We start from the raw sequence: 20,664 nt of genomic DNA, 5'->3' as shown, positions 1-20,664 counted from the left end.
TGACTTAACTTTCGGCCTCAGCTCTCTGGATCATGTCCAAGGGATAGTATGTTCGCGAAAATTCGATAGGCGCCCGGAACGCCAGCTGGCAATTGACGAAACCAAGAGATGCCCGTGTAAACGAAATACCCTTCGCCATACGGGGCGACAAGCAAGCTTCCTTCGCTGGGGGTTTCTCCGGGATCATTGATCGAAAAGATAGGCTGAAAGGCCCTGTCCCAAGAGTTCGGAAAATAAAGCCCTCTTTCCTGGGTCCAATGTTCGAAGTCTTCCGCCGAAATCTGGTTCGGCACGTTCATGACCGGGTGCTCGGGAGCGATCACGCGCACGTCAGCAGTCTCGTCGGTGACGCGATCCCGCGAGATGTTTAATGAATAGGGAGCGAACTTGTGAGTCTTCAGAGCGCGGTTGGTATTGTATTGCACCACGACAGTACCGCCCTTTTCGGTGAAGCGAAACAGATCTTCCATGATCGCTTCGATGTTATCGATCGTATTGTAAGCTCGGATACCAACGACCACCGTATCAAGCGAAGCCAGAACGTTCGGGTCGAAGCTCTCAGCGGAAAGCTCGACCACCTCGTAGCCAATTTCCCGGATGCTAGCAGGGACCACATCCCCTGCTCCGGGAAGGTATCCGACCCGTTGTCCCAATCGGGCAACCTCCAAGCTTACCGCCCGCGTTTCCGCACGGGCAAATACGGTTTGCTCTCGAATGTGCTCGTATTCGATCTGGGCGACCGACTGCTTGAACTCGCCTGACATCGTCGACAAGCGGGCAGCAATGCTCACCTGCTCAGCCGCCGGACGAGGGGTCACAGTAAAAGAGTAGTTCCGCGAACCGCCGCTGCGGATCGTTTCAACCTCGTAGTACTCGGGCTCAACCTTCCAACCTCGCGGAAGCTCGAGGGAGAGCTGCCCTGAAACGTCGTCCAACAAGGCCGATACGGAAACGTCAACCTGGCGACTGATATAGTTCGGAAAGAGACTGACAGGATTCGCGAACTCCACCGCTGCAGCTGGCAGGTTCCGCACGGGGCGAATCGTTTCCCCCTTGGCTGGATCCACATCACGGTACTCGATAGGTAGCCCCACTAGGATCGATCGCCCCATCACTTCGATCGCCACTTCTGCGTAAAACGCCGGATCGTTTTCAGCTTTCCCAATCAGAAGCTGATCTTCCACGTCAAACATCCCCAAGCTCCCTTCCTTTTCCAGCCAGTAAGGTTGCGGAAGCGGAGTATCTTCGGAAATCGAAGCCGTAAGGTTGTGGTTGATACGCTCGTTGAAGCGGAGTTCCAGATTCGGCTGCTCGACCAAATCGACAAAAGGAACCGCCACTCCCGCTAGTCGCGCGGCCACTTGCGAACGATTGATGAGTTCAATGGAGATGCGCATGACATCCCCGTTTTGAACGTAGTGGTCAGAGCTCAAGGCTCTCAAATCGAGCCCCATGCAAGACAAAACAATGCGATCCAACTCCGCTCGCTTACGCAACGCCCAATTCGTTTCCGGAAGCGAGCCGATCGCGTCTCGCAGTTCCAATAGAGCGGGTACCGACTTCGCAGGATTGGTGACGTCGAAACTGGCGATCACCTCTTTGACTTTCAGTTGTACCGTATCCGAACCTTCAACACGATCCCAAGTGGTGTCGACGCCACTGAATATATCCCCCTCCACGGGGGCTCCCGCTAAGTGCTCGAAGTACTCGATACGCGATCCCCGATCGATACTGGTTCCAAAGCCTTGGCTCAGGTGCATGCTGCGGCTCACGGAAGCGATCTCGTTGTAGGACCGCCCCAGCAAGGGTTCGAATCCCCCCACGTCGAGGCGCGAGTACTTTTCCTCGTCGAAGGTTACGTTGTTATTGCGGAAGAACCAGCTGCTGGTGTTCCAAACGACTCGCTTCGCCTGCCATGTATTCACAAAGTCTAGCTGCTCGGGGAACCTCTCTGGGTCCGCGGCCGCTTCAAAAGCTTCCAGGGCCAGAATAGTCGATGCGGTGTGGTGCCCATGCGTGGTGCCGGGAACCGGACTGAAGCGCGTGATGAGGACATCCGGTTGAAAGTTTCGAATCACCCATACTGTATCCGCCAAGACGCCTTCTCGATCCCAGATGCGGAAGGTTTCATCCGGATGCTTGGAAAAGCCGAAATCCCTCGCTCGACTAAAAAACTGCTGACCGCCATCGACCTTGCGGGCTTCCAGCAACTCCTGAGTGCGGATCACTCCCAACTGGTCACGCAACTCGGGGCCGATCAAGTTTTGTCCACCGTCGCCACGCGTGAGGGAGAGGTAAGCCGTATCGTACTTTCGCCCCAACGACAGGTAGGAGATCAAGCTGGTATTCTCGTCGTCCGGATGGGCGGCAACGTAAAGCGCCCTTCCGAGCGTATCCAACTTTTGGAGCGACCAAAGGATCTCGGATCCCGTCTGTGGTTCTGGAGCATCGATCGCTTGAGCTTGCAACAAGCTGGCCGACGAAGCGATCGAGAGCAGGCAGCAGCTCACGTTTCGAAAAAGTTCAAGAGACATAAGAGTGACGTTGGCGGATCGGGATACGCGAAAGGAGAAATCCGCCGCAAGGAGCGCGGCGGATTAGAAACGTTGGGCCTAGAGCTTGGCGAGAATGTCTCTGGCGATTTTCTGGTAGTCCGCGTTTCCGCCGGCGGTCGCCAACTCGAGCGTTTTCTCAGCGGAAACCTTCGCTGCAGCGGTCTTGCCAAGCTCCACTTCGATGCGGGCCTTGCGAGCGAACATCCAGTATGCGGGACGATCGCTCAACTCGCAGGCTTTGCTTACCCACTCGAGTGCGGTTTCAAGATCCTTGCCAGACTCGTGATAATAGGTTCCGGCGCTGAAGAGCACGTTTGGCTTTTCGAAGGCAGGCGTACCGCGGAGCTCCTCGATCTGGGCCATCACTTTTTCAGCGGTCGGAACTTCCATGGGGATAGCGATACGCGTGCGATCCCAATCGAGCTGCAGCAAGGCGCCGTCGTTGCGCAGTCCATCGATCGAGAACGTCATGGACTCCACCGGCTGGGCCAACTTGGTGGGCTTGACCGTGAAGCGAACCAAATCGTTCTTCGGATCGTAACCCATGGAGCCCCAAAGATCGGTGCTCTTGTAAATGATAACGGTCCACTCCGTCTTTCCGGGAATGGTGTAGAAGGCATATTGTCCGGCTGGAACCTTTTCCCCGCCCAAAACCACGTCGTCGCTGAAGCTGATCTTGCTCGGTTGGTTGGCTCCGGTCCTCCAAACCTTACCGTAGGGTACGAGGCCTCCGAAGATCTCCCGTCCTTTCACGCTGGGTCGGGAGTAGTCGACCGCGACTTCGGTCAGGCCGACCGTTTGCTCCAGCACCGCATGCGGGCTGGCAGCTGGCGTTTTCAATTGCGCCGAGACATTGGCGGCGAGAGCGATCGAGGCGCCGAGGAGAACGGCGCGTTTCAGTAGGCAGCTGATAGGGTTCATAGAGTAGCAGTGTTTTTGAATAGCAAGACGAACAGGGCGGCTGGCCGGAATAGTCCAAGCCCCGCAAGATATACTCTGTAGGCCTCGCTTTGGCTGCAGCTTTTTTGCCGCGAGGGCAATTCGACCTTTCCGTCGAAAAAGCCACCGAGGAGCGCCCCGCCTTTGCGCTTGCCTGCCCAATCTCACCCCCTAATAAACGTCGCCCTTGAGCCCATCCAATCCACAGCCTTCAGCCAAGAGCCTCTCGCTCGGAGTCATTTTCCTGACGATTTTCATCGATTTGGTCGGCTTCAGCGTGATCTTCCCCCTTTTCCCGTCGATGCTCGACTACTATCTCGAGCTCGACGGCCAACACGGACTGCTTGCCTGGATTCTCGAGCAACTCGCTCACGTAACCGACGGTTCCGAACGCTTCACGCCAGTCCTCTTCGGAGGCGTGCTCGGTTCCCTCTACGCCGCTCTGCAATTCGTCTTCGCTCCCATCTGGGGAGCCTTCTCCGACCGCGTAGGGCGCCGCAAGGTCCTGCTCATCACCACCACCGGAACCTTCCTCAGTTACTTCGTGTGGCTCTTCGCGGGCAACTTCGCCCTGCTCATCGTCGCTCGCCTAATCGGAGGAGCCATGGCAGGCAATCTATCTGTCGCCACCGCAGCGGTGGCCGACGTCACCACCAAGGAAAACCGCTCCAAAGGCATGGGCATGGTGGGCGCCGCCTTCGGTCTCGGCTTCGTGGTCGGTCCCGCCATCGGCGGCACCTGCGCCATGCTCAATCCACTGGATTGGAATCCGGACCTCGGCGCGGTCGGCATCAATCCCTTCTCAACCGTTGCCTTGGTCGCCTGCGGCCTCTCGCTTGTAAACATTCTTTGGATACGAGCTCGCTTCGCCGAATCGCTCCCTCCCGAAAAGCGAGGCCAAAGCAAGCTGTCACGTAACCCGCTCAAGCGCGTTTTCCAGCCGCAGTCGCAAGCGGTTCTCCGTACCAACATCGCTTACCTGGTATACATATTCGCCTTCAGCGGCATGGAGTTCACTCTCTCCTTCCTAGGAGTGCAACGCTTCGGCTACACGCCGGTCGACATCACCCTCATGATGGTCTTCATCGGCTTCATCCTCATCGTGGTCCAAGGCGGCATCGTACGCCGCCTCGCCCCCAAAATCGGCGAAAAGCCAACCGCCCTCGGCGGATTGAGCCTAGTCGCCATCGGCCTAGCCCTCCTTTCCCAAGCAGAGACGCAGGGCTCCCTCTATCTCGGCCTCACCTTCATGGCAATCGGATCCGGCCTGAGCATCCCCACCCTCACTTCCCTCGTATCGCTTTACGCCAAGCCCGAAGAGCAAGGAGCCGCCCTTGGCGTCTTTCGCTCCATCGGCTCCCTCGGACGAGCCGTCGGCCCTATTTCCGCGAGCCTGGTCTTCTGGTGGTACGGATCGGACGTGGTCTACCTGATCGGAGCCGGCATCGTAGCCCTAGCCGTCGCGCTTTGCCTACGCTTGCCCCAGCCGGTCAAAACGGAAGCGTAATTCCACGTCCCTCAAGGGCACAGGAAGCTCCAGCAAGCGATTGCCAGCCCGCAGCCCAAGCGGTTGTTGCGAGCGTAAACAAGCCTAAGTAGTTCACTGAGGAGAACTCCCCAATTTCTTCGATAGGAGCTCTCCTCAGCCCTCATTAAAAACGTTTCAAAGGAGTGATTTCTCCACGAGCGGATGAATAAATGCGCTCACTCCTACGCAAACGGTCCGATAAGCAGCGCTGATGTGCGACTCTACCGCAACTTGGTAAACCAAGTCCACTGCAGGGCGCATCCTCGAAGCAAAAACTCGGACCAGACATGACCAAAAATCAGATTATCACATTAGCCACGGGCCTGCTCGCGGCGACTCATGCTTCCTTCGCCAACGAAGTCACTTTCGGCGGTTTCCTCAGCAACGGCTACATGGAAACCTCAGCCAACAACTACCTCGCCGACACGGATAAGGGTACCTGGGACTTTGCCGAAATCGGCCTGAACGCGACTTGGTCGCCAGTTGACCGCACTATCGTTCGCGGACAAGTTTTCGCTTTCGAAGTCGGTCCCTACGGCAACTTCGATCCCCTCGTCGACTACCTTTTCGTGGACTACAACGTGAACCCAGCCTTTGGTTTGCGAGTAGGGCGGGTCAAGCGATCTGAGGGCATATACACCGACATCCAAGACATCGACGTCGCCCGCACGACCATTCTGCTCCCGGCTGGCATGTACGACGCGCGCTATCGCGATTTCAGCGCCTCCGTGGACGGAGCATCCATCTACGGAAACTTCCAAGCGGGCAACCATTCCTTCGAATACACTGCCTACCACGGCGAAATCGACCTAGCCAAGGAGAGCGGCGTCGCAGCCTATGCCTTGGGCGAGATCGCTCGCGGCGGCATCCAAGGAGCCAACCTTGACGACATCTCCGCCAACACAAACTCCGGCGTGCAGCTCTGGTGGTACACTCCCCTCTCCGGCCTTCGCTTAGGGAGTTCCTACACCTACTACGACGAGTTCACCTTTGACGTGAGCGGAACCATTCCGCACCCGCAATTCGGTCCCTTGCCTCTACGCATCGAAACCATCGCCAACGCTAATCAATCACGCTTCTCCGCCGAGTACTTTCTGGGCGATTGGACCTTCGTTTCCGAATACAACACCATCAAGATCAAGAGCACCGACCGCAATACGGTCGCCGGAGTACCGGAAGAATGGAGGCAAAGCCAAAGCAAGGGCTACTCCTGGTACCTCAGCGCCTCACGCCGCTTCCTCGACAAGTTCGAGGCAGGTCTAACTTACGCCAAATTCGTAAACAACGAGAAACGCACCTCTAATCCCGTAGACTATCAGAAGGACACCCAATTTTCCCTTCGCTACAACGCAACCGATTTTTGGACCCTCAAAGCGGAATTCCACATGATGGACGGGACCAACCGCCTCTTCAACCAGCTGGGACAAAACCCCGGTCCGCTCGACAGCAAGTGGAACCTTATCGCCACAAAGAGCACCTTCACCTTCTAGGAAGCAGTACGAAACTTAAACCGAAACACACAATGAAAGCGCTCATCAAAAGCTTCGTACTGGCCTGCATCGCATCCGTATCCTTCAGCGCGCTACAGGCAGCTCCCGCCGTAGTCGTAAACCCAGACAATACGGACGCGGTAGACAGCGAAACCCTCACAGCCTATCTGATCGGTAAACGAAAGTTCTGGGAAGGCGGCAGCGAAGTCGTGATCGCCGTGCTCAAGGACGACGCCGACGCGAACGGGGCCCTCGAACAATTCACCAAGATGAACGACTCGCGCTTCAAGAGCCATTGGCAGCGGCTCGCCTTCAGCGGTCGCGGCACTATGCCGAAGCAATTTTCCGATCCCGCAGCCCTCGTCGCCTTCGTCAAGGTCAACAAGGGAGCAATCGGACTCGTAAGCGACTCCGCCGACTTGTCCGGAGTCAAAAAGGTAAACTAACGGACCTTCCCAACCTCCCACGCTCAATCCCATAGCTGTCAGATGACTTCGCTGAAAAACCTAAACCTGAAGAACTGCTTTCGCTTCATAAACGGAGCCCTCGCAATTCTCGCAGCCCTAATCGTCGTCGAAGGGATCTACATGTTCCGCTCGACGCGATCCGGCAGCGAAATCGTCAACGACTTCCAAAGAGAGAGCGTGCCCAGCCAAAACCTGCTCAACGACCTCCAGCAGACCTCCCTCAAGTTCGAGATAGCCAACCTCGGCTACATTTTCGGGCAAAGCGAAGAGATAAAGAAGGCCAAGGAGAGCGAAGCCATCCAACTCGCCAAGGACGCCCAAGCCTCCATCAACGAACTGGAAAAGATAACCTCCACGCCTGCGGTAGCCGCCCACATCAACGAAATCCGCAACGCCTTCAAGGCCTACGCGGACAAGACTCAAGAGATTCGCAAGCTGCTGAAGAACGACATGTTCTTCGAGGCCGTCGAACTTTGGGACAAGGACATCCCCAAGCTCAACGAAAACCTGCGAGCTTCCGTGAAGCGGGGTGAAACCGCCGTCACCGCGATCTACCGCAACTCGGTACAGACCACGACAGACAGCTTCGAGCAACTCTCCTCCAACATCTCCCTCTTCAGTATCGTCAACGTCGCCCTCGCCTTGGTGATCGCCGTCTTCTCCGGCTTCGCGTCGCTCAAGACGAAAAGCATTCTCGCCCGCCTGCTGCAATCCCTGACCGGCAGCGCGGACCGCGTCTCCAGCACCGCCGACGAACTGGTCGGCGCCGCCGAGAGGTCCTCTCAATCCAGCGAGAACGGAGCCATGCTGCTCTCCACCACCACCGAGGCGATGATGAACCAAGCGAACATGACGCAGACCACCGCCGTCAACTCCCGCGCCGCCGACGAGATTACGACCGATTGCTTCCGGCGCTTCGAGCGGACACGCGACACGATTCTCGAACTCGACAAGTCCATGCAGCAAATCTCCGAATCCGGTTCGGAAACCCAGAAGATCATCCAGACCATCAACGAGATCGCCTTCCAAACCAACCTTCTCGCCCTCAACGCCGCCGTCGAAGCCGCTCGAGCTGGAGAGGCCGGAGCAGGCTTCGCCATCGTGGCTGACGAAGTCCGCAACCTCGCCATCCGTTCCGCAGACGCCGCCAACAACAGCTCCATGCTCATCGAGAAGTCCGCCCAAAACATAAAGGCCGGCAGCCAAATCGTGAAAGAAACCTGCGAGTCCTTCGACGAAGTCTCCGGAATGATGAAAACCGTCAGCACCCATATTCGCGAAATCGCAGACGAAACCGACAAGCAAGCGGCCTCCATCCAGGAGATGACCGCATCGATAAGCGAACTCTCCAGCAGCACCGAGGAGAATAAGCGTTTCGCCACCGAAACCGTATCCTCCTGCCGCCACCTCCAAGAACAGTCAGGAAACTTGGATACAGTCGTCAACGAACTGCTGCACTTGTCCGGCGACACCCAAGGTTCAAGTGCCGCGCCACAAGCGAACACGGTCGCGAAAGCTTCCAAAAGCCAGACAAGCCCCGACTCCTTTTCCGTTAAACGAACCCAGACCCCCGTGGCCAGCGGCAAAGGGAACGCCCCCTTCGACGACCTCTGGAACTAAGGACTTAATCCCAGCAGGTGGGACGGTCGCTCCGCGAGCGTCCATTCCCCCACCCCCTTCGATTTATCGAGCGGTCGACCGCGCTCAGCCGTAATACCTAGCCCACTCGCCTGAGCAGGAACACTCCTGCTCCGTCGCGTCCATCCCGCCAAGGCAAGCTCAGCTTCGACTCAACAAGAGCGAAAGGCTTGCCTTTTTCCGTATCCAAAAAGCCAGACACGATCCCCTCGTTTTCCTCCCTGTCTACGCTGCACGTACTGTAAACCAAGGTTCCTCCCTCCTTCACGAAACGAGAAGCCGCCTCCAACAAGCGGGCCTGCAGATCCAACAGCTCCCGCAAGCCTTCCGGAGACTGTCTCCACCGCGCGTCAACCTTGTGCTGCAAAACCCCAGAATTGCTGCAAGGAGCATCCAAGAGCACGCCCTCGAAACTCCCCAACGACTCAGGGCTTAAGCTCAGAACGTCTGCCGCCAAAGCTCGCAAGCGCTTCGCCCCATAGCGCTCGAAGTTCCCCCGCATCCGTTCGAAGCGTGGCCCTTCCAAGTCCACCGAAACGATCTCCCGGATCCCTTCGCCCGCAACCGATTCCATGTACAAGCCCTTGCCGCCGGGCGCCGCGCAGAGGTCCAGTACCCGTCCGCCGCTCAGCGAATCCAGCAAAAGCTGAGGAGCGAGTCCGGCAGCCGGGTTCTGCACGTAAAGACGGCCCTTCTCTATATAGGAGGCGATCTTTTGCCAGCTGCCCGACTGAAGCTTAAAGAAAGGAGTCCCCTCCCGCCAAGGTTCCAAGACCGCCAAGTCCTCCGGCTCACCCTGCCAACGAGCGAATACGCCAGCCTCCGATTGGTTCCACTCGAGAAAAGCGAGCGTCTCCTCCCAGCCAAATTGTTCGAGCCAGCGCTTCACCAACCACTTCGGGTGGCTGTAACGCCAGGCCAAGTCCTTCGCGTCGGCCAGATTCGACTCCAAAAGTTCCGGCAATCGGCCCGAAACCTTACGTAAAACGGCATTCCCCAAGCCCTTTTCCACCTTGCCGCAGCGCTTGCCAATTCGCTCCACGGCGTGGTGCACGATCTTGGCGCTTCGCTCCGGAGCTTCCATCAACTCCCGGCTTGCCACCAGCAAGCTGGCCCTGAGCAAGGGCTTGGGCCGGCGACGCAGGAATTCGTCCAGAGCCTTCTCCAGCAAGCGGATATGTCGAATCGTCCCGAAGAGAAGCGACTGGCAAGCTCGCCGTTTCCCCGGGTCCCAATCCGCCGGCATCTGCTCAAGCAGGTGGGACATCCGCGCGGGTTGCCGCGTAAAATTCGCCACCAGTTGCACTGCTACGCTCCAAGAATCATCGCTCATAAAAAGAAGCTCCCTATTCATGAACTGCCTGTCTCATTGACAACTCCATAAAAAGGCTCCTCTCTTAATCCTTTAGTCTCTTTACACGACGATGAACGAAGAAGCCGTATTGGAAATCATTTCGAGAAAGCCGGAGCTGAAGGCAGCGAAGGCCAAACTGGAGGCTATGCAGCCGGGCAACTACTGCATCCACCAAAGCTGGGGATTCGGCCAGATAAAAGACTACGATGCGCCAGAAAATAAGCTGATCATCGATTTCGAAGGTAAGGAAGGCCACCGCATGGACCCAGGTTTCTGCGTGAACACCATGCAAGTCCTCCTCCCGGACCACGTTCTCGTGCAAAAGGAACTCGAGCCCGCAGCCGTCGAAGAGCTCATCGCCAAGGAGCCAGCCCAGCTCATCGTCAACCTCCTCAAGCAGTACCCCAACAACGCCGCCAGCACCGCGGAAATCGAAAGCGTGCTCGCTCGCGTCATCGGCCCTATTAAATACAAGAAGTGGTGGACGGCGACCAAGAAGCTTCTCGCCAAGGACCCTCGCATCTCCGTTCCCGCCCGCAAAACCGGCATGTACGTCCTGCGCGACGAGCCCGTTACTCTAGAGGAAGAGCTCATCGAGGACTACAACTCCACCCAGTCCGCCAAGCGTCGCGTCGCGATCGCCGAAGCGCTGCTCGACACCGTCGGCGACAAGCTCGAAGAGCACCGCGACCAACTCGGACTCATCCTCCACACTCTCGCAACCGCCGTTCGCGAGTCCAACCAGCTCACTTCCGCAGAAAAGCTCAAGGGCGCCTGGATCCGCAACGACATCGCTCGCCTCCTCGAAATCGACGTGGAAACCTTCGAGCCTTCCGTCGTGCAAATCCTCTCCGACATCGACGGCCTCGACCAGCTCATCGACGAGCTGCCCACCAATTCCCAAGGCCGCGCCCTCAAGGCGATCAAGGCTTCCCACCCTGCCGACTGGAAGGAAATCTGTTTCTCCCTCCTCAAGAACAGTTCCGGCAAGTTCACCACCGACAGCGTCAACTTCCTCGTTGAGAATGGCTTCGCCGACGAGATCAAGGAAACCTTCGTCCGCTGGCAGACCGAGCAAAACCTCAAGGAGCCCGTTCTCCTCTGGATCGTTAAGAACCGCGGCTCCAAGAAGTACTCGGACCTCGTGCACGACATGATCCAGCCGCGCTTGCTCAACTCCATCTTCTTCGCGATCGACTACGAAGCGCTGCAATCCTCCACTTCCCGCCGCATCCCGCTGGCCGACATCCTCAGCGACGACAAGGAACTCATCCCCGACCTCCTCGCCACAGCCGACGCGGAAACCGCTCGCGACCTCGCGAACAACCTTCTGCTCAACCAAGGCTTCGAGGAGCTCACCAAGAAGTCGTTGCTCGCACGCTTCATCAAGCTCTTCCCAGGCGTCCAGTCCCTGCTCGAGTCCGACGAAACTCAAGAGAGCCAAGGCCTCATGGTTTCCAAGGAAAGCTACGAGCGGGCCGTGGCGGAATTCGACGAGATCGTCACCAAGAAGATCCCGGAAAACTCCCAAGCCATCGCGGAAGCTCGCGAGCTGGGCGACCTCAAGGAAAACTCCGAGTACAAGATGGCCAAGCAGGACCAGCAGGTTCTCATGTCCCGCCGCAACCTTCTCGAAGCCGACATCAAGCGCGCCCAGATCACCGACTTCACTTCGGCTACGACCGAAACCGTTGGTATCGGAAATATCGTTACGCTCAAGGACTCGGACGGCAACGAAGTCACCTACACCTTGCTCGGCGCATGGGACGGCGATCCAGACAACATGATCATCTCCTACCTCACGCCACTGGGTAAGAGCATGCTCGGAAAGCGTATCGGCGACGAAATCACCGTCACCGTCGACTCCAACGAAAGCAAACTCACCATCACGGACATCACTCGCTACATCGACGCGAAGTAGCCCGTATCCAAGTTTTCAATCCTTTCCGAACGCCGCTTCCTTCCGGGAGCGGCGTTTTTTTTCTGCCGAAGCCCGCCACCGACGAGGTTTGCCAACGCCTCGCCTCCTGTAACGCCCGGTCGATACAACTAGACATTGGATCATATATCCGTGTTATCTGGTGACCAGTCGTTCGAAATCGATTCGGACCGCTCGGTACACTTTTCAATTCGCACTTCACCCTTTGCCAATGAAACCTGCCTGGGATACTCTCAAGACCCTTGCCGACCCGACCCGCCTCCGAATCCTTAACTTGCTCTCGCGCGACGAACTCTCCGTTGCCGAGCTCCAGGAAGCGCTTGGCATGGCCCAGTCTCGCATCTCATCCCAGCTGGCAGTCCTCCGCCAATCCGAGTTGGTTGCGGATCGCCGCGAAGGCAAAAAGTCCTTCTACTCCCTCTCTCCCGACATTCCCGCCACCGAAGCGGCCTTGCTGAAAGCAGCCTTGGCCGCTGCCGCCGACTCGCCCGAAACTCAAGACGACGTGGCGAACCTTGACCACGTCATCGCGAAACGTCGCCGTCAGGCCGAAGAGTACTTCAACCTCATCGCCGGGCGTCTCGGCAAAAACTATTGTCCCGGCCGCTCGTGGGAAGGCATCGGTCACTTCCTCCTCTACCTCGTTCCCAAAATCCGCGTGGTCGACCTCGGCGCCGGCGAAGGTCTCATCTCCCAACTGCTTGCCCGCCATGCTGAGCACGTCTACTGCGTAGACAGTTCGCCCCGCATGGTCGAGGTCGGCTCCGAGCTCGCGAAGCGTAACAAGCTCGACAACCTCGAGTACATCCATGGCGACATCGAGGACACCTCCTTGCCCGACCAGTCCGTCCACCTCGCCTTGCTCAGCCAAGCCTTGCACCACGCCCTGCGTCCCGAAAAAGCGATCGCCGAAGCCTTCCGTCTCCTGAAGCCAGGCGGGCGACTCGTCATTCTCGACCTCAAGGAACACACGTTCGAAAAAGCGCACGAGCTCTACGCAGACCGTTGGCTCGGCTTTCCCGAGAACAAGCTGCACCACTGGCTCAAGGCTGCAGGCTTCGAAAACGTGGAAGTCACTGCTGTCGCCAAAGAAGAGGTGGAACCCCAATTCGAAACTCTCCTAGCCAGCGGCGTCCGCCCCAAAGATTAGTATTTTTTGAAAAGGTGCTTCGGTGAAAAGGTGGTTCGGCCGCTCCGCGGGCGAAATAAGGAATGTCACCCGCGGAGCGGCTGACCCACCTCATGAAAAACCTGGAACCTAGTAGAGCTGATCCATCTTGGAGGTGTAGAAGTCCAGCAAGCGTTCAAGTATGACCGAGCCATCGGTCGTTTCCAAGGCCATGTCGGCGATGGCTTTCGCTTCCGCCATGTCCATGTTCTGCACCACAAACTTAACGTTGGGCAGCAACGCTGGCGACATGCTCAGGCTGTCCACGCCCAATCCGACCAATAAGGGAACCATCACGGGATCGCCCGCGACCTCACCGCAAATGCTGACTCCAATACCTCCCGCGCGCGCCGCGTCCACGATCGACTTGAGAGTGCGAACGACTGCTGGGTGTGTCGGCTCGTAGAGGTGGGCGACCCGATCGTTGAGTCGATCCACCGCCAACAAGTACTGAATCAAATCGTTGGTGCCGACGCTGAAAAATTTCGAACCTTCCACCAGCGTGTCAGCCGCTACCGCAGCGCTCGGGATCTCGATCATGGCGCCCGCTTCCACATTCTCGTCGAAAGCCGTACCTTTCTCGCGCAGCTGCTCCTTCGCAACCTCCAGAACTTGGTTAGCTCGACTGAGCTCCAATGCGCCACTGATCATTGGATACATGATGCGCACCTTGCCAAACGCGCTGGCACGCAAAATGGCGCGGAGCTGATCCAGGAACATTTTCTCGTGGTCGAGGCAAAAACGGATCGCCCGGTATCCAAGAAATGGGTTCGACTCGCGATACATCGGCATGTCCGACGAATCCATGACCTTGTCGCCGCCTAGATCCAAAGTGCGAATCGTGACCGGCAATCCATTCATGTTGCGAACAGCCGATTGGTAGGCTTCGAACTGCTCCTCCTCGGTCGGCAAGCGGCTCGAGTTCATGAAAAGATATTCGGAACGGAACAAGCCCACTCCATCTGCTCCCAAAGATACCGCCTTGGCCGCTTCCTCCGCCCGCTCGATATTTGCCATCAAGTCGATCCGAGAGCCGTCGCGCGTGCGGGAAGCATCCTTGGTAAACTCGATCATGCGCTTCTCGAGCGAGAGCTTCTTGTCCTTGAGCTTGCCGTACTTGAAAAGCGTGCCTTCGCTCGGGTTTACCACGACCTTGCCGTCGTATCCGTCGACCAAGACAACCGAATCCGAGTGGATGTTTGAAAAAATGTCCCCCAGTCCCACGACCGCTGGAATCCCCAAGGAGCGGGCAACGATCACTGCATGACTGGTCTTGCTCCCTGCCACGGTGACAATGCCCAGCAAGCCGTTCTGGTCCATGGAAGCCGAGTCGGAAGGCGTCACGTCGTTCGCCACCAAAATGCGATTCTTGACGATCTCGCCAAGGTGCTGGAGCTGCTGCCCCGTCAAATTGCTCAAGAGGCGCCGCATCACGTCGCGGATATCGCTGGCTCGCTCCCGCAGGTACTCGTCGTCGATTTGGTCGAAGGCCTCGATGTAGCGCTGGCCAACCTTCCAAATCGCGTTCTCTACGTTACACCCGGCGCTCCGCATCTCCCGAATCGACTCATCGATCAAGGCTTGGTCTTCCAATACCAGCAAATGGGCGTCGAAAATCCGGGCCTCGTCCTCGCCAATCGAATCGCTGATCTCTTCCTGGATTTTCTGGATCTGCTTGCGAGTCTCCACGATGGCGTTGTCCAAGCGCTCCTGCTCGCCGTTGAGCTTGTCGGCAGCCACCGCGTACTTCGGCACCGCAATTTCCCTCTCCGCAAGAATGTAGATCTGACCATGAGCGATCCCCGGCGATGCGGCGATTCCCGAGAAAACTTTTTCAGACCTGTCCTTGGATTCCATGCGTAGAAGAGACGTTCGTGCAGAGGGGCTTAGAGAACGAACGCGACATAGCAAACGGTAAACCCCTTCGCCTCAAGAGGAAATATTTCATTGTGCACGAAACTTCAGCCCAAGACCTTCGCTCGCTCCGCAAAACAGCGCTCTCCCCAGCGCTCCTTTACTTGCGAAATGAGGGTCTTCGCCTGAGCGGGCGAATCGGCCAGAGCGAAGCAGCAACTCCCGCTCCCCGACATGAGGCAAGCGAATCCTTGAGCCTCGAGCCTCTCGAACATGGCGGGAAAAGCGCTGAACTTGCGAAAGGTCGGAGTTTGGAAGCTGTTGTGCAACAAGGCCTCAAGAGAAATTTCGCCGGCTTCCCAAGCCGACAAGCGCCGCTCCGCCCACTCCCGCGCATCGAAACGGCCGCCTGAACCCGACAAGGAGCGATACGCCCAAGCCGTTCCAATCGAAAAGCTGGGCTTGAACAAAACCAGCTCCCGGCCGACGAGCCGCTGCCGCGCCTCCTCGGAAATGGACGACAGCAATTCACCTCGTCCCCGCATCACCAGCGGCTTCCCATGCAAAAAAAGAGGACAGTCCGAGCCCAACTCCGCCGCCAACTCCAAACGTTCGCCCCCGGAAAGTCCCAGCTGCCCCGCCTCTTCCGCCAGCTCCGACAAGCCAAGCAACACAGCAGAGGCGTTGCTGCTACCTCCACCCAAGCCTGCTCCATGCGGTATCCGCTTCTGCAAGTCGATCGTCACCTTCCAATTCAAACCGCTGCGCAACAAGAAGCCTTCCGCCGCTGCAAACGCCAAGTTGCTCCGATCCGTCGGCAAACTTTCGTCGCTGCAGCTTAGCTGCACCGATGCCTCCGTCGCGGCCTCTGCCTCGATGCAGATGGTGTCCCCAAAATCGACAGGCGCCACCAAGCTGGCAAGTTCGTGAAAGCCCGTCTCCATCCGGCCTAGCACCGACAGAAACAGGTTGATCTTTGCTGGACTGAAAACCTCGATTTGTCCCATAGTCGCCAAAACAAAAACCTGTATGACCGAAACGCTACAAAGCAAAAATTCCTGCGAGCTCATTCTCGCCCTCGACATCGAAGAACGCGAAGACGCCCTCGCCCTGCTCGCCAAAGCGGGACCCGACTTGAAATGGGCCAAGATCGGCTTGCAAATGTTCACCAAATACGGTCCCGACTACGTCCGCCAAATCGCCGACCTCGGCGTCAACGTCTTCCTCGACCTTAAGCTTCACGACATCCCCAACACCGTCGCCAAGGCCATCGAGTCCGTCGGCAAGCTGCCCATCCAAATGCTCACCATCCATACCTGCGGCGGCAAGGAAATGATGCAGTGGGCGGTTCGCGCCCAAGAGAACGTGAACCCAAGCCTCCAACTCCTCGGCGTCACCGTCCTCACGTCCATGGACCAAAGCTCGCTCGACTTGCTCGGCATCCGGCAATCCCCCGTCGAACGCGTCACCCACCTCGCCGGGCTCGCCAAAGACGCCGGCATGACCGGCCTCGTTTGCTCCACCCACGAAGTCAAAACCATCCGCGAGGCTCACGGCGACCACTTCCAGCTCATCACCCCCGGAGTCCGCCCCGCCGGATCGGCAGCGGGCGACCAAAAGCGCATCATGACCCCCGCTCAGGCCCGTGAAGTCGGCTCCAACTACATCGTCGTAGGCCGCCCTATCTACGGAGCCGAAGACCCCGCCGCCGCCGTCGCCGCCATCAACGCCGAACTCAACGCTTAGGCCTGGCGCTCGCGCCCTGCCGCATCGTCTGACCATGCCCATCTCCACCGCTATACTCCTCGCCGGGGGCTCCGGCAACCGCATGCAAGGCCAGGTCGAAGACAAGATCCTAGCCAACTTAGCCGGCAAGCCCGTGATCGCCCACTCCATCGACGCCTTCGTATCCAGCGGCCAATTACAGCACCTCGTCATTGTCGTGCGTGACGCTACCCAGCAAGCGGAAGTGGAAAAGGTGGCGTCCGCTCTTCTCAACGGCCCCTTTTCCGTCACGTTCACGTACGGCGGCGCTCAACGCCAGGACTCCGTGTGGGCTGGCCTGCAAGCAGCTCCTGGCGACACCGAGGTCGTGCTCATTCACGACTGCGCCCGCCCCTGCGTGACCCCCGCCGCCATCCGCGAATCCATCGCGAAAGCCGCTCAAATCGGAGCAGCCTGCCTCGCGCGACCGGTCACAGACACCATCAAGTCCGCCGACGCCTACGATGGCGCCTTCCTTCCTACCACCGTCGACCGCGCTAAACTCTGGGCCATGGAAACCCCGCAGAGCTTCCAGTATTCGATAATCAAGGACGCCTACCAAAGCGTGATCCGCTCAGGAGCGCAAATCACCGACGATCTCAGCGCCATAGAAGACATCGACCAACCCGTCGCCTTCGTCGACAACACCCGCCCTAACCCTAAGCTCACCACCCCTGCCGACCTCCCCTACCTCGAATACCTTTTGCGCGAAGCTTCAGCTTCACCAAACTCTCCTTAGCTCATCCTTTCACAATGATCCCTCCCATCCGCATCGGCCAAGGCTACGATATCCATCCCTTCGAAGACGGACGCCCCATGGTGCTCGGCGGCGTTACCTTCGACACGCCCTACGGCTTGCAAGGCCACTCCGACGCCGACGTGCTCACCCACGCCATCTGCGACGCCCTACTCGGCGCCGCTGGCCTGCCCGACATCGGTCATTACTTTCCCAATACAGACCCCAAGTACAAAGGCATCGACTCTCAGGAACTTCTCAAGGAAGTCGCCGCCACCCTGCGTGAAAAAGGTTGGGAAATCGTCAATATCGACACCGCTATGATCGCCGAAAAGCCCAAGATCTACCCGCGACTCGCGGAGATGAAAGCCGCCCTTTCCCAATCCGCCGGCATCGAGCCCGAACAGATAGGCATCAAAGCCACCACCAACGAAAAGATCGGATCGCTCGGCCGGGCCGAAGGCATCGCCGCCCACGCCTCCGCCCTCATCTTCAAAAAATAGCGCCTGCTGACACGGCGGCCACCCCTCACTCAGACCCAAGCAATAGCAGACACGGATAACAAAAAACACTTCCTAATGTCCAACAAGGCACACTTCCAGCAGCGCACTCTGATATTTTCCGTGTTTTCCGTGATAAAACTAGCAATCCCCTTAATCCTGTCGCTCTCCCTCCTCAGTTCCTGCGGCAAAAAGGAACAAGGGCAACTAGCCCGCGACCAAGCCACCCGCGACGGTATTTTGCTTTTTGGAAACTCTGGCGAACCGCCATCCATTGATCCCCATCTCAACACATCGCTTAACGGATCCCGTATCACCTCCGCTCTCGTCGAAGGGCTCATCGCCTATCATCCCACCGATGACAACCTTCCCGAGCCCGGCGTCGCCGAATCTTGGGAAGACATCGACTCTACCATCTGGACCTTCCATCTCCGCAAAAACGCTCGCTGGTCCAATGGCGACCCCGTCACCGCCCAAGACTTCGTCTACTCCTACCGCCGCATGCTCACCCCGGAGCTCGGCGCCAAATACGCCCAACTGCTCCACATCATCAAAAACGCCCGCGAATACAACGAGGGCAATCTCAAAGACTTCTCCCAAGTGGGCGTCAAAGCCCTCGACGACTATACTCTTGAGCTCACCCTCGCCGGCCCCACTCCTCACCTGCTCAACCTCATCAAACACCCCACTTGGTCCCCCGTCCACTCCGCCACCATCGAGGCCTACGGCGGCATCGGAAAACCCGACTCCAATTGGACCCGAGAAAACTACGTCGGCAACGGCCCCTACCAACTCAAGAAATGGGTCATCAACAAGACCATCGAGGTAGAGAAGAACCCTTTCTACTGGGACGCCGAAAAAGTATCCATCAACGAGATACACTTCCTCCCTATCGACGATGTTGCCACCGAGGACCAAGTTTTTAACTCCGGTCGTCTCCACTACCAGAATACGGTACCGCCCGACATGATCCCCATCTACCGCAAGGAAAACGATCCCTACTTGCGAATGGAACCTTGGATCGCAACTTACTTTTATAAGCTCAACACCACCGAGCCCGCGCTTTCCGACAAACGGGTCCGCCAAGCCCTCTCGCTCGCCATCAATCGCAAAGCCATCGTAAAACGCGTTACCAAGGGAGACCAAAACATAGCGCTCTCCATCACGCCCGACGGGATCCAAGGCTATTACCCTCCAAAGCTCGACGGCTTCAATCCCAACAAAGCGCGGGAGCTCCTTGCCGCAGCGGGCTATCCCAACGGAAAAGGCCTTCCCAAGCTCACCATCCTCTTCAACACCTCCGAGCAACATAAGCAAATAGCAGAGGCGATCCAGCAGATGTGGCTCAACGTCCTCGGGGTAGAGTCCGACCTCGAGAACCAAGTTTGGAAGACCTTCATCGACACCCAGCACAACCTCGACTACCAAATTTCCCGCTCCGGCTGGATCGGAGACTACGTCTTCCCCGACACCTTCCTCGCCATGTTTCGCAGCGGCGACGGCAACAACAATACCGGTTGGAGCAACGCGCGCTACGATGAGCTAATCAATGGAGCGATCACCGAACCGAGCGCCGAAAAACGTCTCGCCATGCTGCACGAGGCTGAATCGATCTTGATGGAAGACCAACCGATTATCCCCCTCTACCACTACAATCGGATCTACCGCATCGACCCAGCAGTAAAAGGATGGTATCCAAAGATCACTGACAACCGAAACTACAAGTATATATCCCTGCAAGAGGTCAAGTAGGAGCGACCTTGCTCGCGAAAACACTTTCAATCCAAAACTCCGTGCTAGCTTTTATCCTCAAACGCCTCGCCCAAGCGATACCGGTCCTCCTGGCGATCTATACGATCACCTTCTTCATGATCCGCTTTTCGCCAGGCTCTCCTTTCTCCGATGAACGAAAAGTAGCCGAGCACATCATCGAAGCCCAAAACGAGTACTACGGTTTCAACGACCCGCTGCCCGTCCAATACTACAATACTCTCGTCCGCCACCTCAGCTTCGACTTCCCCCCACTTTCCTCCCATCCCGGCCTCACCGCAGCCGACATCATCACAGAATCCTTTCCCGTATCCCTCGAACTAGGAATTTGGGCCATGCTCATCGCCCTCACCTTGGGCATTCCAGCAGGCGTCATCGCCGCCGCCCGCCAGAACACAACCCTCGACTACGCCCCCATGTCGCTCGCAATGGTGGGCATCTGCCTGCCGACCTTCGTCATCGGCCCTATCCTCGCACTCGTATTCGGCATTTGGCTACAATGGACCTCCGTTTCCGGCTGGTCGACTGCTGGCGATCGCCTTCTCCCCTCCCTCACGCTCGGCCTCTTTTACGCAGCCTATATCGCCCGCCTCACGCGAGGCGGCATGCTGGAAATCCTAAGCTCCGACTTCGTACGGACCGCCCGGGCGAAAGGTGCCTCCGAATTTCGAGCCGTAGTCGTGCACGCGCTACGAGGAGGCATTTTGCCTGTGGTGAGCTTCCTCGGCCCCGCCCTCGCCGGCCTCGTCACCGGCTCGTTCGTCGTGGAGTCGATCTTCCAAGTTCCCGGCCTTGGCCGCCACTTCGTGGAGGCCACCTTCAACAAGGACCAGTCCCTCATCCTCTCCACCGTGCTCTTCTACGCCGCCCTCATCATGCTAGCCAACCTCAGCGTCGACATCATCCAAGTCCTGCTCAACCCCAAGCTCCGCCACAAGTAGGAGCGACCTTGGTCGCGATTC

General features: G+C 57.8%; 16 protein-coding genes. 11 read left to right on the top strand and 5 right to left on the bottom strand.

Annotation, left to right across the window (positions count from 1 at the left end; all coding sequences use genetic code 11):
* Window positions 1-17: 17 nt before the first annotated feature.
* Together IEN85_RS21835 and IEN85_RS21830 are read right to left on the bottom strand one after the other, a co-directional pair.
* Window positions 18-2,534 (bottom strand): PIG-L family deacetylase, encoded by a 2,517-nt coding sequence (locus IEN85_RS21835; RefSeq protein WP_191619221.1) that lies wholly within the window; start codon window positions 2,532-2,534, stop codon window positions 18-20.
* Window positions 2,535-2,612: 78 nt separating this feature from the next.
* The gene (locus tag IEN85_RS21830) at window positions 2,613-3,476 is read right to left on the bottom strand and encodes a DUF2911 domain-containing protein (RefSeq protein WP_191619220.1); all 864 of its coding nucleotides are present in this window, start codon (window positions 3,474-3,476) and stop codon (window positions 2,613-2,615) included.
* Window positions 3,477-3,681: 205 nt separating this feature from the next.
* Between IEN85_RS21830 and IEN85_RS21825 the strand changes: the two genes are divergently transcribed.
* The 4 genes from IEN85_RS21825 to IEN85_RS21810 all read left to right on the top strand — a co-directional run bounded on the left by IEN85_RS21825 (window position 3,682) and on the right by IEN85_RS21810 (window position 8,599).
* Entirely contained in the window at window positions 3,682-5,001 is a 1,320-nt protein-coding gene (locus IEN85_RS21825) for an MFS transporter (protein ID WP_191619219.1), read from the top strand.
* A 308-nt stretch (window positions 5,002-5,309) separates the two neighbouring features.
* Window positions 5,310-6,512, top strand: coding sequence for a hypothetical protein (locus IEN85_RS21820; RefSeq protein ID WP_191619218.1), 1,203 nt, complete (start codon window positions 5,310-5,312; stop codon window positions 6,510-6,512).
* A gap of 32 nt (window positions 6,513-6,544) precedes the next feature.
* A complete protein-coding gene (locus tag IEN85_RS21815; protein WP_191619217.1) occupies window positions 6,545-6,958 on the top strand; it encodes a hypothetical protein in 414 nt (137 codons plus the stop codon).
* A 42-nt stretch (window positions 6,959-7,000) separates the two neighbouring features.
* Window positions 7,001-8,599: a methyl-accepting chemotaxis protein gene (locus tag IEN85_RS21810; RefSeq protein WP_191619216.1), complete on the top strand. Its 1,599-nt coding sequence runs from the start codon at window positions 7,001-7,003 to the stop codon at window positions 8,597-8,599.
* Window positions 8,600-8,696: 97 nt separating this feature from the next.
* On the opposite strand, the gene IEN85_RS21805 is transcribed toward IEN85_RS21810, so the two are convergent.
* Window positions 8,697-9,950: an RsmB/NOP family class I SAM-dependent RNA methyltransferase gene (locus IEN85_RS21805; RefSeq protein ID WP_191619215.1), complete on the bottom strand. Its 1,254-nt coding sequence runs from the start codon at window positions 9,948-9,950 to the stop codon at window positions 8,697-8,699.
* A gap of 91 nt (window positions 9,951-10,041) precedes the next feature.
* Here IEN85_RS21805 and IEN85_RS21800 point away from each other — a divergent pair, with 91 nt between their 5' ends.
* Both IEN85_RS21800 and IEN85_RS21795 read left to right on the top strand, forming a co-directional pair.
* The gene (locus IEN85_RS21800) at window positions 10,042-11,892 is read left to right on the top strand and encodes a GreA/GreB family elongation factor (protein WP_191619214.1); all 1,851 of its coding nucleotides are present in this window, start codon (window positions 10,042-10,044) and stop codon (window positions 11,890-11,892) included.
* A gap of 229 nt (window positions 11,893-12,121) precedes the next feature.
* Window positions 12,122-13,060, top strand: coding sequence for an ArsR/SmtB family transcription factor (locus tag IEN85_RS21795; RefSeq protein ID WP_191619213.1), 939 nt, complete (start codon window positions 12,122-12,124; stop codon window positions 13,058-13,060).
* A 108-nt stretch (window positions 13,061-13,168) separates the two neighbouring features.
* On the opposite strand, the gene ptsP is transcribed toward IEN85_RS21795, so the two are convergent.
* Both ptsP and ispE read right to left on the bottom strand, forming a co-directional pair.
* Window positions 13,169-14,935 (bottom strand): phosphoenolpyruvate--protein phosphotransferase, encoded by a 1,767-nt coding sequence (gene ptsP, locus IEN85_RS21790; RefSeq protein WP_191619212.1) that lies wholly within the window; start codon window positions 14,933-14,935, stop codon window positions 13,169-13,171.
* 104 nt (window positions 14,936-15,039) lie between these two features.
* Window positions 15,040-15,939, bottom strand: coding sequence for a 4-(cytidine 5'-diphospho)-2-C-methyl-D-erythritol kinase (gene ispE, locus IEN85_RS21785; RefSeq protein ID WP_191619211.1), 900 nt, complete (start codon window positions 15,937-15,939; stop codon window positions 15,040-15,042).
* 22 nt (window positions 15,940-15,961) lie between these two features.
* On the opposite strand from ispE, the gene pyrF reads away from it, so the two are divergent.
* From pyrF to IEN85_RS21760, 5 genes are all read left to right on the top strand, one after another.
* On the top strand, window positions 15,962-16,678 hold the full coding sequence (gene pyrF / locus IEN85_RS21780) for an orotidine-5'-phosphate decarboxylase (protein WP_191619210.1): 717 nt from the start codon (window positions 15,962-15,964) through the stop codon (window positions 16,676-16,678).
* Window positions 16,679-16,712: 34 nt separating this feature from the next.
* Entirely contained in the window at window positions 16,713-17,435 is a 723-nt protein-coding gene (gene ispD, locus IEN85_RS21775; protein ID WP_191619209.1) for a 2-C-methyl-D-erythritol 4-phosphate cytidylyltransferase, read from the top strand.
* A gap of 17 nt (window positions 17,436-17,452) precedes the next feature.
* Complete coding sequence (gene ispF, locus IEN85_RS21770; RefSeq protein ID WP_191619273.1) at window positions 17,453-17,935, top strand: 2-C-methyl-D-erythritol 2,4-cyclodiphosphate synthase; 483 nt, start codon at window positions 17,453-17,455, stop codon at window positions 17,933-17,935.
* 75 nt (window positions 17,936-18,010) lie between these two features.
* Window positions 18,011-19,684 (top strand): peptide ABC transporter substrate-binding protein, encoded by a 1,674-nt coding sequence (locus IEN85_RS21765; RefSeq protein WP_224772774.1) that lies wholly within the window; start codon window positions 18,011-18,013, stop codon window positions 19,682-19,684.
* Window positions 19,685-19,725: 41 nt separating this feature from the next.
* The gene (locus IEN85_RS21760) at window positions 19,726-20,643 is read left to right on the top strand and encodes an ABC transporter permease (RefSeq protein ID WP_191619208.1); all 918 of its coding nucleotides are present in this window, start codon (window positions 19,726-19,728) and stop codon (window positions 20,641-20,643) included.
* Window positions 20,644-20,664: the final 21 nt, after the last annotated feature.

Origin of the sequence: Pelagicoccus enzymogenes, from assembly GCF_014803405.1 — a bacterium.
In the GTDB taxonomy this organism is placed as follows: domain Bacteria; phylum Verrucomicrobiota; class Verrucomicrobiia; order Opitutales; family Opitutaceae; genus Pelagicoccus; species Pelagicoccus enzymogenes.
The sequence above is the reverse complement of the archived record's forward strand: the minus strand, read 5'-3'. Positions and strand labels throughout refer to the sequence as shown.

Bases quoted from the DNA above. Each gene is read 5' to 3' on its own strand.
- IEN85_RS21835 (WP_191619221.1), bottom strand. From the start codon at position 2,534: ATGTCTCTTGAACTTTTTCGAAACGTGAGCTGCTGCCTGCTCTCGATC.
- IEN85_RS21830 (WP_191619220.1), bottom strand. From the start codon at position 3,476: ATGAACCCTATCAGCTGCCTACTGAAACGCGCCGTTCTCCTCGGCGCC.
- IEN85_RS21820 (WP_191619218.1), top strand. From the start codon at position 5,310: ATGACCAAAAATCAGATTATCACATTAGCCACGGGCCTGCTCGCGGCG.
- IEN85_RS21815 (WP_191619217.1), top strand. From the start codon at position 6,545: ATGAAAGCGCTCATCAAAAGCTTCGTACTGGCCTGCATCGCATCCGTA.
- IEN85_RS21810 (WP_191619216.1), top strand. From the start codon at position 7,001: ATGACTTCGCTGAAAAACCTAAACCTGAAGAACTGCTTTCGCTTCATA.
- IEN85_RS21805 (WP_191619215.1), bottom strand. From the start codon at position 9,950: ATGAGCGATGATTCTTGGAGCGTAGCAGTGCAACTGGTGGCGAATTTT.
- IEN85_RS21800 (WP_191619214.1), top strand. From the start codon at position 10,042: ATGAACGAAGAAGCCGTATTGGAAATCATTTCGAGAAAGCCGGAGCTG.
- IEN85_RS21795 (WP_191619213.1), top strand. From the start codon at position 12,122: ATGAAACCTGCCTGGGATACTCTCAAGACCCTTGCCGACCCGACCCGC.
- ptsP (WP_191619212.1), bottom strand. From the start codon at position 14,935: ATGGAATCCAAGGACAGGTCTGAAAAAGTTTTCTCGGGAATCGCCGCA.
- ispE (WP_191619211.1), bottom strand. From the start codon at position 15,939: ATGGGACAAATCGAGGTTTTCAGTCCAGCAAAGATCAACCTGTTTCTG.
- pyrF (WP_191619210.1), top strand. From the start codon at position 15,962: ATGACCGAAACGCTACAAAGCAAAAATTCCTGCGAGCTCATTCTCGCC.
- ispD (WP_191619209.1), top strand. From the start codon at position 16,713: ATGCCCATCTCCACCGCTATACTCCTCGCCGGGGGCTCCGGCAACCGC.
- IEN85_RS21765 (WP_224772774.1), top strand. From the start codon at position 18,011: ATGTCCAACAAGGCACACTTCCAGCAGCGCACTCTGATATTTTCCGTG.